This window comes from Flavobacterium sp. NRK F10, from assembly GCF_024054235.1.
Classification (GTDB): Bacteria; Bacteroidota; Bacteroidia; order Flavobacteriales; family Flavobacteriaceae; genus Flavobacterium; species Flavobacterium sediminis.
Genome location: NZ_JAMXLC010000001.1, coordinates 183,485 through 197,220, shown reverse-complemented (window position 1 = coordinate 197,220; position 13,736 = coordinate 183,485). Strand labels below are relative to the sequence as shown.

The window sequence follows — 13,736 nt, the reverse complement described above, 5'->3', positions numbered from 1 at the left end:
TGTCAGCATGACAAGATTATGGAAAACGAAAGAATAAAAGAATAAAAGAATAAAAAATAAAACAATGACCACTAGTCTACAATTTGAAACCCAAACTAAAAACCTCATAGACGAACTAAAAAGCGTTTGTGCCAATTATGGTTTGGGAAATGACGGAAACGAATTTAAAATTATAACCCAAGTTTTTCTATATAAATTCCTGAACGACAAGTTTGTTCACGAAATTAAAGAATTAGAACCTACCATTGCCAATGCCGAAAAATGGGAAGTAGCACTTCGTAATTTATCCGATGATGATTTAGAAATGCTTACGCTTCAAATGAGTGAAAGCACGGCAAACATAAAACCCGAGCAATTAATCTCGAGTTTATTTGAACGTCAAAACGAACCTAAGTTCGCGGAACTTTTCGATACTACTTTGTTGGAAATTGCAGCTGCAAATAGTGAAATCTTCTCGGTAATGACAGAAGGTGGCGAGAAAATTGTATTGTTTGAAAACATTAGTAAATACGTAATCGATAAACGTGATGAGTTTTGCAAAGCCATCATTAACAAATTGGTTAACTTTAGTTTTGAGCATATTTTTCATGAGAAGTTTGATTTTTACGCCACTATTTTCGAATACTTAATTAAAGATTACAATACCAATAGTGGCGGAAAATATGCCGAATACTTCACCCCACATGCTGTAGCCAAAATCATGGCACGTTGTTTAGTAACCAAAGAAGTACAAAGCGTTACCTGTTATGATCCAAGTGCGGGTTCAGGGACTTTATTAATGAATTTAGCCCATCAAATTGGAGAGGATAAATGTACGGTGTATTCGCAAGATATTTCGCAAAAGTCGTCTAACTTATTACGTTTGAACTTGATTTTGAACAATTTGGTGCACTCGATACCGAATATTGTAAAAGGAAATACCATTTTAGATCCGTATCACAAAGATAAAAATGGCCAATTGCAACAGTTTGATTACATCGTGAGTAATCCTCCGTTTAAATTGGATTTTTCAGATTACCGTGATGAGTTAGATACCAAAGAAAACCACGATCGCTTTTTTGCAGGGATACCAAATGTACCGAAAGCTAAAAAAGAAAGCATGGCCATTTATTTGCTATTCTTGCAACACATTATGCACTCATTGACTGATAACGGAAAGGCCGCTATTGTAGTGCCTACAGGTTTTATTACGGCACAGACTGGTATTGATAAAAAAATACGCGAACAAATGGTAGCGCGTAAAATGTTGGCAGGTGTGGTAAGCATGCCAAGTAATATTTTTGCCACTACAGGTACCAACGTTTCCGTTATCTTTTTAGACAAACAAAACAAAGGTGATGTGGTATTGATTGATGCCTCTAAATTAGGCGTTACCGTAAAAGAAGGTAAAAACCAAAAAACGGTATTACAACCCGAAGAAGAAGAACACATTATCAAAACATTTAACGATAAAGTAGTTGTTGACGATTTCTCTGTAGTAGTGAGTTATGACGACATTAAAGCTAAAAACTACAGTTTAAGTGCCGGACAATATTTTGAAGTAAAAATTGAATATGTGGACATTACGGCTGATGAGTTTGCCACTAAAATGAAAACTTTTGAAAACAATTTGGAAAGTTTGTTTGCAGAAAGTAAAGCGCTAGAAAAAGAAATACAGAATAATTTGAAAGGGTTGAAGTATGAGTAAGCTTTGGAAAAAACGAGTTATTGAACTTGTAGATGTATTTAATAATATAAGAATACCATTATCTTCCAAACAGCGTGAAAATATTGATAAAATATACCCATATTATGGAGCACAAGGTATTGTTGATTATGTTGATAATTATCTTTTTGATGGAGAATATATTTTGATTGCTGAAGATGGAGAAAATTTAAGATCAAATAATCAAAATATTTGCAATATCGTTAATAAAAAATTTTGGGTTAATAACCATGCTCATATAGTTAAAGCAAATTTTGAAAATAATACAAAGTATCTTTATTATAATTTTAATAGAATTAAGTTTGAACCATATGTGACAGGTAGTGCACAACCAAAGTTAAATAAAGAAAATTTACTAAACATTGAAACGTATGTTCATAGTTTAAGTGAACAACAAAAAATCGCCAAAGTTCTTTCTGATTTAGATGCCAAAATTGACTTGAACAACAAAATCAATAGTGAGTTAGAAGTTATGGCTAAGACGTTGTATGATTATTGGTTTGTGCAGTTTGATTTTCCCTTCGACTTCGCTCAGGGTAAACCCATCATTTCGAGCCTGTCACATCGAGCGGAGTCGAGATGCGAGAAGCCTTACAAATCATCAGGAGGTAAAATGGTTTATAATAAAGAATTGAAGAGAGAGGTTCCTGAAGGATGGGAAGTTGGAACACTTCTAGATATTTCTACTTTTACTAATGGGTTAGCATGTCAAAAATTTAGACCTAAAGAAAACGAAGATTATTATAAAGTTATAAAAATTCGAGAAATGGGCTCTGGGTTTACTGAAAACTCGGAATTCGTAAGTACTAATATTCCTGAGAAAGTTATTGTTTATAATGGGGATATACTTTTTTCTTGGTCAGCAACTTTAGATGTGAAAATATGGACTGGAGGAATAGGTGGCTTGAACCAACACATATTTAAGGTTACTTCAAAAAAATACCCTAAAAGCTACTATTATTTTGAATTATTAAATTATTTGCAACATTTTAAAATGATAGCAGAATTGCGTAAAACAACAATGGGACATATTACCCAAGATCATTTAAAAGAAAGCAGAATAGCTATTCCTCCTATGGAATTGATACAAAAATCAGATAAAATTATTAGTCCAATTTTAGAAAAAAAAGTAAAATTATACCAAGAAAACCAGGAACTCGCTTCACTACGTGATTGGTTGTTGCCTATGTTGATGAATGGGCAGGTTACGGTGGGTGAGACAGTTGATATTGAAGATAGAGAAGAATTAAAAATGATTGTAGAGAATCCTGAAGCTAAAGTTTTGTCATTACAAGATAAAAAATTAAGACGAAAAATGTTAGCTACATTTATTGTGAATCAATCTTTATCTGATCCTAGTTTTGGTAAAACTAAATTTGAAAAACTATTACACTTAATAGAATATCATATAGTTAAAAACGATTATAATCAAAGATATTCGGTACAGACAGCCGGTCCATACGATGGAGGTTTTACAAATGTTTTTTGGGATGAAGTTATTAGGTCAAAATGGTTTCGATTTGAAGAATTAGGAAATTTAAAAAGAATAGTTGCTGGAGAAAATCACGTTAAATCGTTAGTTGATTATGGATATTTTTCAGATGATTTGAAAGAATCAATTTCAAGGTTTATTTCGCTTTTTAAGTTAAAAAATTACAAGAAAGCTGAAGTTGTTTCAACACTTTATGCTGTTTGGAACAACCGTTTGATAAAAAATGAAATGATTACTGATGCACTTTTAAAGAAAGATTTTTTAGAATGGGATAAACAAAAAGCTCAATATGCCAAGGATTTAGAAAGTGGTTTGAATTGGATGAGATCAGAAAATATAATTCCTAATGGTTGGGGAAAATATATTAGTAGAGCGAAGAGTAAAAAAAAATAAAAAGTAAAAAGAGGAAGACAATTGATTTTTACACCTAAAGATACAATATCAATTCTTAGAGAAAAAGAGATCAAAAAAAGCATATGAAAGAAAATGTAAAAAAAATACCAGCCAATACTACTGAAATTACTTTGTATTGTCACCTAGGAGAGGCATTGATAAAAACTCAAGCGGTAGAACAAGCCTTAAGTCATTCGATAACTCTTAAAATGAATCCTGACGAAACGAAAGAAATTGCGGATGAATTTTTAAAAAAATCCCAAAAATATACTTTAGGTCAAGCTGTAAATATTGCAAAAGAAAAAAAACTTTGTAATTCAGCTTTACAAGAGGAATTAGATTCTTTTTTAAAGCAAAGGAATTGGTTAGTTCACAGTGTTTTGATTGGAAATGAGGAAGATTTTAATGCGGGAAATATAAAAGAAGCATTGTTTCAAAAAATTAAATCTATTTCTGATAAAGCGGAAAGCATTCAACACTTAATTGAGTATGATATGATAGACTTTTGTTCTTCTAAAGGAAGAGATATGTCAAAAATTAAAGAATTATTACAATTACAAGAAAGAGGGATTAGAGTTCGAAAGAGTTTAAATTAATATTTAAAGTTTATAACTCAGGGATTATGTTGCCTTTGATATAAAAAATAAATAAGATTATGAAATACAAGCTTATTTTTGCTTACTTTATAAATGAGAAAAGAATGTATTAAACTTTTTTAATACATGCTATAAGTGAACAGTTTGAAAGAAATATATTTTTTAGGTTTGATTTGCAGCGTAATGTTGCTGCTTTTTTTGGGTTGTACAAATAAAATCGATTCCAATACAGTTGTCTTATTAAAGCAGTATAAAGGACTTCCAAAAGCTGAATTAGATACAGCTAAATTGTGTCTTGAAAAGTTCTATGGTGTAAACGTTCATATTAACGAAAATCAAGAATTGTATAAAGAAGCTTTTGTTCTAATTAAATCACCGAGATACAGAGCTGATTCAATCATTAGATTTCAAAAAAAGGATTTAAAAGATAGTATACAATACGTTTTAGGATTAACGAATAAAGATATCTCTACTACAAAAAGGGATAAAGATGGAAATATCAAAAAACCAGTTTACAAATACGAAGATTGGGGAATTATGGGATTAGCGTATTGTCCGGGTAATAGTTGCATAATTTCAACATTTAGAATCCAGTCTCCTAATGAAAGAATATATTTTAACCGTTTTAAAAAGATTATAGTTCATGAGTTCGGGCATAATTTAGGATTACCCCATTGTAATGATAAAAAATGTGTGATGACTGATGCTGTGGAATCAATAAAAACGATAGATAATGCTGACTTAGCCTTGTGTGAAAAATGTAAACGGGAATTAAGGTAAAGATCACTAATTATGGCACACAATTTTTACTAAATCAGCTTAGGTTTTAAAAAAGAACAAAAAGGCGTATTGATTTTCACTGCTTAAAATGATCAATCTATCCAATGCGCAGCCATTTTACCTATTCAGGAATTAGAGCAAATAGTACAATTATTAAATCAAAAATACAATTCTTGATGTTGGATAATTTTAGAATGAACAAATTGTTTTAATTACTTCCCGATACAAAAATTAGCAAAAATATTACCTAGCAATTCATCATTGGTCACTTCACCTGTAATCTCGCCGAAATAATGCAAAGCAGAGCGGATGTCGATCGCCATTAAGTCCGATGAAATACCGGCATTTAAACCCCATTTTACTTTTTGGATCTCTTCCAGAGCTTTTAACAACGAGTCATAATGACGCGTATTGGTAACAATGGTTTCATTGTTGCGCAAGGCACCTGTATTTACAAATGAAAGCAAAGCATTCTTCAGTTCGTCAATACCTTCTTTGTTTTTTGCGGAAATAAACAAACTGTTCGGAATTTGAGATCTCAGATTCGAAATCAGATCTTCCGACAATAAATCTTTTTTGTTAAATAAAACCAACAGTGCTTTTTGCGGGTATTTATTTTTGATACGCTCGGCTTCATTTTTAAGAGGTTCTAAGCTATCAACTGTTAGCTGAGAACTGTCAACCAAAAAAAGGACAACCTGAGCCTGTTCGATCTTTTCAAAAGTCTTCTGAATCCCGATGCTTTCCACATGATCTTTTGTTTCTCGGATTCCGGCCGTATCGATGAATCGGAAACCAATACCGTTGATGACCAATTCGTCTTCAATGGTATCACGGGTCGTTCCGGCAATGTCCGAAACAATAGCGCGTTCCTCGTTCAGCAAGGCATTCAATAAAGTCGATTTCCCTACATTGGGTTCGCCCACAATTGCTACCGGAATACCATTTTTAATCACATTCCCCACAGCAAACGAATCGATTAAACGCTTTAAAACAAATTCAATGCGGTTTAAGAGTTCATGAAAAGCCGTTCTGTCTGCAAATTCCACATCTTCTTCACTAAAATCTAATTCCAATTCAATTAAGGAAGCAAAATTCAATAATTCTTCACGCAATTTGGCAATCTCATTACTAAAACCACCACGCATTTGCTGCATGGCAATCTGGTGACTCGCTTCATTATCGCTGGCAATAAGGTCAGCTACAGCTTCTGCTTGTGATAGATCCAGTTTTCCATTCAAAAAAGCACGCAAGGTAAATTCACCTGCCTGAGCCATTTTGGCTCCTTTACGGAGCAATAATTGAATGATCTGCTGCTGGATGAAAGTAGAACCGTGACAGGAAATTTCAACCACATTTTCGCCGGTATACGAATGGGGTCCTTTAAAGATAGATACCAAAACCTGATCGTAAACCTTTCCTTCGTCTGTAATATGTCCTAAGTGGATTGTATGTGTCTTTTGTCGGCTCAGTTCTTTACCGGAAACCGATTGAAATACTTGTGTCGCAATAGCAATAGCCTCTTTACCCGACAGGCGGATAACAGCAATAGCACCGGCACCGGAAGGTGTAGCCAAGGCAACGATAGTTTCTTGTGGAATCATAGCTTTTTAATCTTACCGCAAAGATACGAATAGAATTGAGAAGTTGGTCAGGAGGAATAAGGTGTAATACAATGGAAGTCACTCTCGGGGTATACAGTATACCATAAATTGGACAGAAAGCGTAAAATTCAGTATTTTTGCTGAAAAAAATATTCATGTATAAGATCATCATAGCCTTATTGGTTTCGTGCTATACATTTGCTCAGGAAAGCGAAATGAGGTCGGCTCAGGAATTTCAGGAGCATTTGAATGAAGAATTCAGAGATTCTGTTTCAAGTCCGTTAGAAAAGGAAGATTTAGTGCATTTTGAACAATTGGATTTTTATCCGGTTTCACAGGAATTCATAGTTCAGGCAACTTTTGTGCAAGTAAAGAATACAAAGAAGTTTAAGATGAGAACGTCGACTTCCCGAACTCCGTTGTATAAAAAATACGGAGAACTGCATTTTGAGTTAAACGGAAAGCAATTCGTTTTAAATGTATACCAAAATATAGAATTAAGTAAGAAACCGGGATTCAAAGATTATCTTTTTCTGCCCTTTTTAGATTTGACCAACGGAGAAGCAACGTATGCAGGCGGACGGTATCTGGACATGAAGATTCCGGAAACCGATACAGTGGTTATAAACTTCAACAAAGCATACAATCCGTATTGCGCCTACAATCACAACTATTCTTGTCCGATAGTACCCCGGGAAAACGATCTGGATATTGCTATTGAAGCAGGAGTAAAAAAGTTTCATGACTAATGCTGTTCATTAACCTACATACACATCAGTACACAGCTGATCCGGAAATTCTGGAAGTGGTTAACCAATACCCGTGGGAGTTTTCTGCGAAGATCCCTCAGTATTCCATAGGAATTCATCCGTGGTATATAAAGGAAGATCGCTTATCAAGTGATCTGCAGCTAATAGAAGAGAAATTAAAAGACGAAAAATGTCTGGCATTAGGAGAATGTGGTTTAGATAAGCGAATTGAAATTCCGTTATCGCTACAAATGGAAGTCTTTCAACAGCAGATAGAATTGGTACAGCAAACAACAAAGCCTATTATTTTACATTGTGTAGCGGCTTATCAGGAACTCATTGCTATTAAAAAAGAAATGGATATTCAGAACCCGATGATCGTTCACGGTTTCTCAAAAAATGAGCAGGTCGCCAAAAGTTTACTAGATAGTGGACTGTATCTTTCTTTCGGAAAATACCTGTTGCGTAATCCTGATTTAGAAAAGGTTTTTAAATTTGTGCCCGAAAATTGTTTTTTTTTAGAGACGGATACTATTGAAGAGGGGATTGCTCAGGTTTACCAAAAAGCGGCAACTGTAAAAAATTTGACAGTAGAGCAACTACAGCAACAAGTGGCACAAAATTTTGAAGCGGTTTTCAAAAGAAATAAATAAAAAATAAATCAATAGAATAAGGTATGGCAAAGTGGCAAGAACGCGCAGAATTATTGTTTAAGCCGGAAGGGATGGCAAAATTGACAAATGCAAATGTAATGGTAGTAGGTTTAGGTGGAGTAGGAAGTTTTGCAGCAGAATTTTTAGCTCGCGCCGGAGTAGGGAATATGACTATTGTAGATGGCGATACGGTTGATATTACCAATATAAACCGCCAATTACCGGCATTGCACTCTACCGTAGATAAACCAAAGGTACAAGTAGTGGGTGATCGTTTACTGGATATCAATCCGGAACTCAATTTAACCCGTGTTCAGGAATTTCTTTCTCCGGAAAGAGCGTTTGAATTGGTTACTCAGGATTTTGATTATGTACTGGATTGTATTGACAGCTTAACACCTAAGTTGAATTTGATCCTGGCTGCCAAAAGAAAAAAAGTAAAGATCATCAGTAATATGGGAGCCGGCGGAAAGTTCCTGGCAGAAAAGGTAAAGGTTCGCGACATCAGTAAAACCGATTATTGTCCGTTAGCCAAACAAGTGCGCAAACGCTTAAAGAAAGAAGGGATTTCCGGTGGCGTGAAAGTAGTGTATTCAGATGAACGACCGGATTACGATAGCGTAAAAATGACCGACGGGACCAACTTTAAAAAGTCGTTTTACGGAACGAATAGCTGGATGCCGGGATTGTTCGGACTGCATGCTGCACAAACGGTTATTCTGCATATTTTAAAAAAGAAAGACGTTAAAGAAAGCGAATAGCTTTTATATTCAGATATGAAAAAGATCATTATTGCAATCGACGGCTTCTCGTCGACCGGAAAAAGTACCTTAGCCAAACAGTTAGCTAAAGAATTAGGATATGTTTATGTAGATACCGGAGCGATGTACAGAGCCGTGACCTATTTTGCCATGCAAAACCATTGGGTTTCTGAAGAGCATTTAGACAAAGAGCAGGTCGCTCAAAACCTGAATAAAGTTCAGTTGCGTTTCCAGTTCAATGACACTTTGGGATTTGCTGAAATGTATTTGAACGGTGAAAATGTTGAAAAAGAGATCAGAACTCTGGAGGTGTCTCAAAAAGTAAGCCGTATAGCTGAAATTTCGGAAGTACGTGCTAAATTAGTACAACAACAACAGGAAATGGGGCAGGATAAAGGAATCGTAATGGATGGCAGAGATATAGGAACGGTTGTATTTCCGGAAGCAGAGTTAAAAATTTTCATGACGGCATCGGCAGAGACAAGAGCTGAGAGAAGGTATAAAGAGTTGTTAGATAAAGGTCAAACGGTAACGTATGAAGAAGTATTGGAAAATGTGGAACAACGGGATTATATTGATACGCATCGTGAAGATTCACCTTTAGTACAGGCTGAAGATGCTGTTGTGATCGATAATTCAGATCTGACCCGTGAAGAGCAGTTTGCAAAAGTTATGGAATTGGTCAAACAAAAAATAAGCTAACAAGTTTAGAATAAGAGCGGTAATAAAACTTTTTTTTAAAAATAAGTATTTGGATTTCAGAAAAAATGACTATCTTTGCACACCTTTTTGGCAGAGTAGAGTTTCCGATTGGGTATCAAGTAATTATGTAAAAAACACTGTTGTGGTTTAATCTGCAAATTGAAACTCAAAAAACCCGGCATACAAATTTTTTTAATCAGCATGGCTGAAATTAACAAAACACAAGAAGAGTTTTTAGCAAACTTTAACTGGCACAATTACGCAGAAGGTATTGATGCGGTAGATGAGAAAAACTTGCAGGAATTTGAAGATTTAGTAGCAAAAACTTTCGTATCTACTGACGATCAAGAAGTTGTAGAAGGAGTTGTGGTAAGAATTACAGATAGAGACGCAATCGTTGATATCAATGCTAAATCAGAAGGTGTTATTTCTTTAAACGAATTTCGTTACAATCCTAACTTACAAGTTGGTGATAAAGTAGAAGTTTTAATCGACGTTCGTGAAGATAAAACAGGGCAATTAGTATTGTCTCACAGAAAAGCCAGAACTATCAAAGCATGGGATAGAGTTATCGCTGCTCATGAAACTGGTGAAATCGTTAACGGTTTCGTTAAATGTAGAACTAAAGGTGGTATGATCGTTGACGTATTCGGAATCGAAGCATTCTTACCAGGTTCTCAAATTGATGTTAAACCGATCCGTGATTACGATCAATACGTAAACAAAACTATGGAATTCAAAGTGGTTAAAATCAACCACGAATTCAAAAACGTTGTGGTTTCTCACAAAGCGCTTATCGAGGCAGATATCGAAGAACAAAAGAAAGAAATCATTGGTCAATTAGAAAAAGGACAAGTATTAGAAGGAGTTGTGAAAAACATCACTTCTTATGGTGTGTTCATTGACTTAGGTGGTGTTGACGGATTAATCCACATCACTGACTTATCTTGGTCTCGTATCAACCACCCAAGCGAAGTATTAGAATTAGATCAAAAATTAAATGTTGTAATCTTAGACTTTGATGATGAGAAAACACGTATCCAATTAGGTTTAAAACAATTACACCCTCATCCGTGGGATGCTTTAGATACTAACTTACAAGTTGGAGATAAAGTAAAAGGTAAAGTAGTAGTTTTAGCGGATTACGGTGCTTTCATTGAAGTTGCTGACGGTGTTGAAGGATTGATCCACGTTTCAGAAATGTCTTGGTCTACTCACTTAAGATCAGCTCAGGATTTCATGAAGATCGGTGATGAAGTAGAAGCGGTTATCTTAACTTTAGACAGAGATGAGCGTAAAATGTCATTAGGTATCAAACAATTAACTCCGGATCCTTGGACTGATATCACTACTAAATACCCGGTAGGTTCTCGTCACACAGGAACTGTTAGAAACTTTACTAACTTCGGTATCTTCGTTGAATTAGAAGAAGGTGTTGACGGTTTAGTGTATATTTCTGACCTATCTTGGACTAAGAAAATCAAACACCCGTCTGAATTTGTTAACGTTGGTGATAAATTAGACGTTGTTGTATTAGAGTTGGATGTTGAAGGACGTAAATTATCTTTAGGTCACAAACAAACTACTGAAAACCCTTGGGATAAACACGAAGAAGCTTTCGCTGTAGGTACTATTCACAATGGAACTATTGCTGAGATCGTAGACAAAGGTGCTACTGTAGATTTCGGTGATGATGTAGTTGCTTTCATTCCGTCTCGTCACTTAGAAAAAGAAGATGGTAAAAAATTGAAAAAAGGTGAAACTGCTGACTTCAAAGTAATTGAGTTCAATAAAGAATTCAAAAGAGTAGTAGCGTCTCACACTGCTATCTTCCGTGAAGAAGAAGAAAAAGTAGTTAAAGAAGCTGCAGCGTCAACTTCATCTAACACAGTTGAAAAATCAACTTTAGGTGATATCGATGCTTTAGCAGAATTAAAAGCTAAAATGGAAAAAGGAGGAAACTAATCTTTCTCTTTTCTGAATAAATTAAATCCCGCGTGTTTCATGCGGGATTTTTTTGTTTAAGACATTTTGGATAGGATTAATTTTTTATTAAAATTAACTTAGAAATAACTTGTTGAAATATAGTTTTTTTCTTTCTTTTGTTAGTAAATTTCTTGATATGAAAAAACTTTATTTTTTATCTTTTTTATTGCTTAATTTTCTAGCTAATGCTCAGATTATTAATTTTCCTGATGCAAATTTAAAGGCAAAGTTGTTAAGTGCAACGGCTGGAACAACTTCTTCTAATCACGTTGCATCTACAGTAGCTGATCCTGGACTATGGCCAACATTTTTCCATAAAATTGATACAAATGATAATGGTGAAATAGAGGTAAGTGAAGCAGAATTAATAACATACCTAGATATTTCAAGTGCAAATATTACTGATTTAACAGGGTTATCGTATTTTAGTAATCTTAAAACGCTGATATGTAAATATAATCAAATCTCCAATTTAGATGAGGTTAATACTTTGTCTAATTTACTTCTTTTTCATTTATATTATAATAGTAATAGTAATTTAACTCAAGTCAATTTAAATAATCTAGTAAACTTGACAAAGTTACATTGTTTTGGTAGTGGTATTAGTGAGTTAATAGTGTCAAGTAATGTTAGTTTAACAGCTCTTGATTGTATGGGTAATCAATTAACAACTCTAGATGTTTCAAATTGTCCAAATTTAAATTATTTAAGATGTGCTAATAATTCTAGTTCTCTTGAATATCTCAATTTGAAAAATGGAAATACACAAGATTGGATAACTTTGGACATTTACGGTTTACAAAATTTAAAATATGTATGTGCAGATGAGGAAGATATTGCTTTAGTTCAAAGTAAAATAAATAATTTACCTAACTGTCATGTTAATACTTATTGTTCTTTCACACCAGGTGGAACATTCTATGAAATTTCTGGAAATGTAAAATTTGATTATGACGATAATGGTTGTGATAATTTAGATTTTTCTTATTCTAATTTGAGTTTTGATATAACTGATGGAGTAACTCCAAGTATATTTATCGCTAACCAAACAGGTGAATATTACATTCCTGTTGGAAATAGTAGTCTTATAATTACACCAAATTTAGAAAATCCTACATATTTCAATATCACTCCGCCAAGTTTTACAGTAGATTTTCCAACTCAACCAAGTCCGTTTACGCAAGATTTTTGTGTTACGGCAAATGGCGTGTATTCCGATGTGGAAGTTATGATTGTACCAATAAATCCTGCGAGACCAGGTTTTGATGCAAATTATAAATTAGTATTTAAAAATAAAGGAAACCAAGTTGAAAATGGAACTGTAAGCTTAACTTTTGATAATACAGTTTTAGATTATGTTTCTTCAAATCTGGTTTATGATAGCTCAGTAACTAATAGCTTTACTTGGAATTATACTAATTTACAACCGTTTGAAATTAGAGAAATTGAAATTGCCTTCAATGTAAATTCTCCAATAGAAACACCTGCTGTCAATAATGGAGATGTGTTAAATTATACAGCTACAATTACAACAGCAAATACAGATGAAACTATTGAAGATAATTCATTTACATTAAATCAAACCGTGGTTGGTTCTTATGATCCTAATGATAAAACCTGTTTAGAAGGAGAAGTTGTTGGACCGAGTATGATTGGAAAATATATACACTATGTAATTCGTTTTGAAAATACAGGAACTTATGCTGCACAAAATATCGTAGTAAAAGATATGATTGATGCTTCAAAATTTGATCTTTCAAGTTTAGTTCCTTTGCATAGTAGTCATGATTTCTATACAAGAATTAAGAATAATAAAGTGGAATTTATTTTTGAAAATATCAATCTAGATTTCAATGATTCTACCAATGATGGTTATGTTGCTTTCAAAATAAAAACGTTGCCTACTTTAAATATTGGTGATACGTTTAGCAATGAAGCTAATATCTACTTTGATTATAATTTTCCGATTACAACCAATAATTATGTAACAACGATTCAAGCTTTGAGTAATCCGAGTTTTGAATTTGGAGATGAGTTTACTTTATATCCAAATCCGGTGAAGGATATTTTAAATATTTCAAGTAAAAATCAAACGGAGATTAAATCGGTTGAAATTTATAATATTATTGGGCAATTGGTAATAGTTGTACCAAATGCTGTACAGAATATAGATGTTTCTAGCTTGGAAAGCGGAACTTACTTTGTAAAAGTAAATTCTGAAAAGGGTAGTGGGAATACAAAATTTATAAAAGAATAAGTAAAAATAAAAGCTCTGATGAAAGTTAGGGCTTTTTTATTTTGCTGTTTAATTATTA

Annotated in this window: 11 protein-coding genes; 10 read left to right on the top strand and 1 reads right to left on the bottom strand. The window is 33.8% G+C overall.

Annotated elements, in window-relative coordinates; all coding sequences use genetic code 11:
* The first annotated feature begins 64 nt into the window (after positions 1 to 64).
* The 4 genes from NHF50_RS00870 (at position 65) to NHF50_RS00855 (ending at position 4,966) form a co-directional block, all read left to right on the top strand.
* On the top strand, positions 65 to 1,687 hold the full coding sequence (locus tag NHF50_RS00870; protein ID WP_252774715.1) for a class I SAM-dependent DNA methyltransferase: 1,623 nt from the start codon (positions 65 to 67) through the stop codon (positions 1,685 to 1,687).
* Positions 1,680 to 3,590: a restriction endonuclease subunit S gene (locus NHF50_RS00865; protein WP_252774714.1), complete on the top strand. Its 1,911-nt coding sequence runs from the start codon at positions 1,680 to 1,682 to the stop codon at positions 3,588 to 3,590. The genes NHF50_RS00870 and NHF50_RS00865 overlap by 8 nt, the downstream gene beginning before the upstream one ends.
* 83 nt (positions 3,591 to 3,673) lie before the next feature.
* Positions 3,674 to 4,186 carry a hypothetical protein gene (locus tag NHF50_RS00860; protein WP_252774713.1) on the top strand — a complete coding sequence of 171 codons (513 nt, stop codon included), beginning with the start codon at positions 3,674 to 3,676 and terminating at the stop codon, positions 4,184 to 4,186.
* A 144-nt stretch (positions 4,187 to 4,330) separates the two neighbouring features.
* Complete coding sequence (locus tag NHF50_RS00855; RefSeq protein ID WP_252774712.1) at positions 4,331 to 4,966, top strand: matrixin family metalloprotease; 636 nt, start codon at positions 4,331 to 4,333, stop codon at positions 4,964 to 4,966.
* A gap of 212 nt (positions 4,967 to 5,178) precedes the next feature.
* Here the strand turns inward: NHF50_RS00855 and mnmE are convergent, their stop codons facing one another.
* The gene (gene mnmE / locus NHF50_RS00850; protein WP_252774711.1) at positions 5,179 to 6,570 is read right to left on the bottom strand and encodes a tRNA uridine-5-carboxymethylaminomethyl(34) synthesis GTPase MnmE; all 1,392 of its coding nucleotides are present in this window, start codon (positions 6,568 to 6,570) and stop codon (positions 5,179 to 5,181) included.
* Between the two features lie 137 nt (positions 6,571 to 6,707).
* On the opposite strand from mnmE, the gene NHF50_RS00845 reads away from it, so the two are divergent.
* From NHF50_RS00845 to NHF50_RS00820, 6 genes are all read left to right on the top strand, one after another.
* Entirely contained in the window at positions 6,708 to 7,319 is a 612-nt protein-coding gene (locus NHF50_RS00845; protein ID WP_308219289.1) for a DUF1684 domain-containing protein, read from the top strand.
* Positions 7,319 to 7,972, top strand: coding sequence for a TatD family hydrolase (locus NHF50_RS00840; protein WP_252774710.1), 654 nt, complete (start codon positions 7,319 to 7,321; stop codon positions 7,970 to 7,972). Before NHF50_RS00845 ends, NHF50_RS00840 begins: the two co-directional genes overlap by 1 nt.
* A 23-nt stretch (positions 7,973 to 7,995) precedes the next feature.
* Positions 7,996 to 8,733 (top strand): ThiF family adenylyltransferase, encoded by a 738-nt coding sequence (locus NHF50_RS00835; protein WP_109567935.1) that lies wholly within the window; start codon positions 7,996 to 7,998, stop codon positions 8,731 to 8,733.
* A 15-nt stretch (positions 8,734 to 8,748) separates the two neighbouring features.
* Positions 8,749 to 9,435 (top strand): (d)CMP kinase, encoded by a 687-nt coding sequence (gene cmk, locus NHF50_RS00830; protein ID WP_252774709.1) that lies wholly within the window; start codon positions 8,749 to 8,751, stop codon positions 9,433 to 9,435.
* 201 nt (positions 9,436 to 9,636) lie between these two features.
* Entirely contained in the window at positions 9,637 to 11,400 is a 1,764-nt protein-coding gene (rpsA, locus tag NHF50_RS00825; RefSeq protein ID WP_109567933.1) for a 30S ribosomal protein S1, read from the top strand.
* 157 nt (positions 11,401 to 11,557) lie between these two features.
* Positions 11,558 to 13,678, top strand: a complete 2,121-nt coding sequence (locus NHF50_RS00820; protein WP_252774708.1) for a T9SS type A sorting domain-containing protein — start codon at positions 11,558 to 11,560, stop codon at positions 13,676 to 13,678.
* The last annotated feature ends 58 nt before the right edge of the window (positions 13,679 to 13,736 follow it).

Bases quoted from the DNA above. Each gene is read 5' to 3' on its own strand.
- NHF50_RS00870 (WP_252774715.1), top strand. From the start codon at position 65: ATGACCACTAGTCTACAATTTGAAACCCAAACTAAAAACCTCATAGAC.
- NHF50_RS00865 (WP_252774714.1), top strand. From the start codon at position 1,680: ATGAGTAAGCTTTGGAAAAAACGAGTTATTGAACTTGTAGATGTATTT.
- NHF50_RS00860 (WP_252774713.1), top strand. From the start codon at position 3,674: ATGAAAGAAAATGTAAAAAAAATACCAGCCAATACTACTGAAATTACT.
- mnmE (WP_252774711.1), bottom strand. From the start codon at position 6,570: ATGATTCCACAAGAAACTATCGTTGCCTTGGCTACACCTTCCGGTGCC.
- NHF50_RS00840 (WP_252774710.1), top strand. From the start codon at position 7,319: ATGCTGTTCATTAACCTACATACACATCAGTACACAGCTGATCCGGAA.
- NHF50_RS00835 (WP_109567935.1), top strand. From the start codon at position 7,996: ATGGCAAAGTGGCAAGAACGCGCAGAATTATTGTTTAAGCCGGAAGGG.
- cmk (WP_252774709.1), top strand. From the start codon at position 8,749: ATGAAAAAGATCATTATTGCAATCGACGGCTTCTCGTCGACCGGAAAA.
- rpsA (WP_109567933.1), top strand. From the start codon at position 9,637: ATGGCTGAAATTAACAAAACACAAGAAGAGTTTTTAGCAAACTTTAAC.
- NHF50_RS00820 (WP_252774708.1), top strand. From the start codon at position 11,558: ATGAAAAAACTTTATTTTTTATCTTTTTTATTGCTTAATTTTCTAGCT.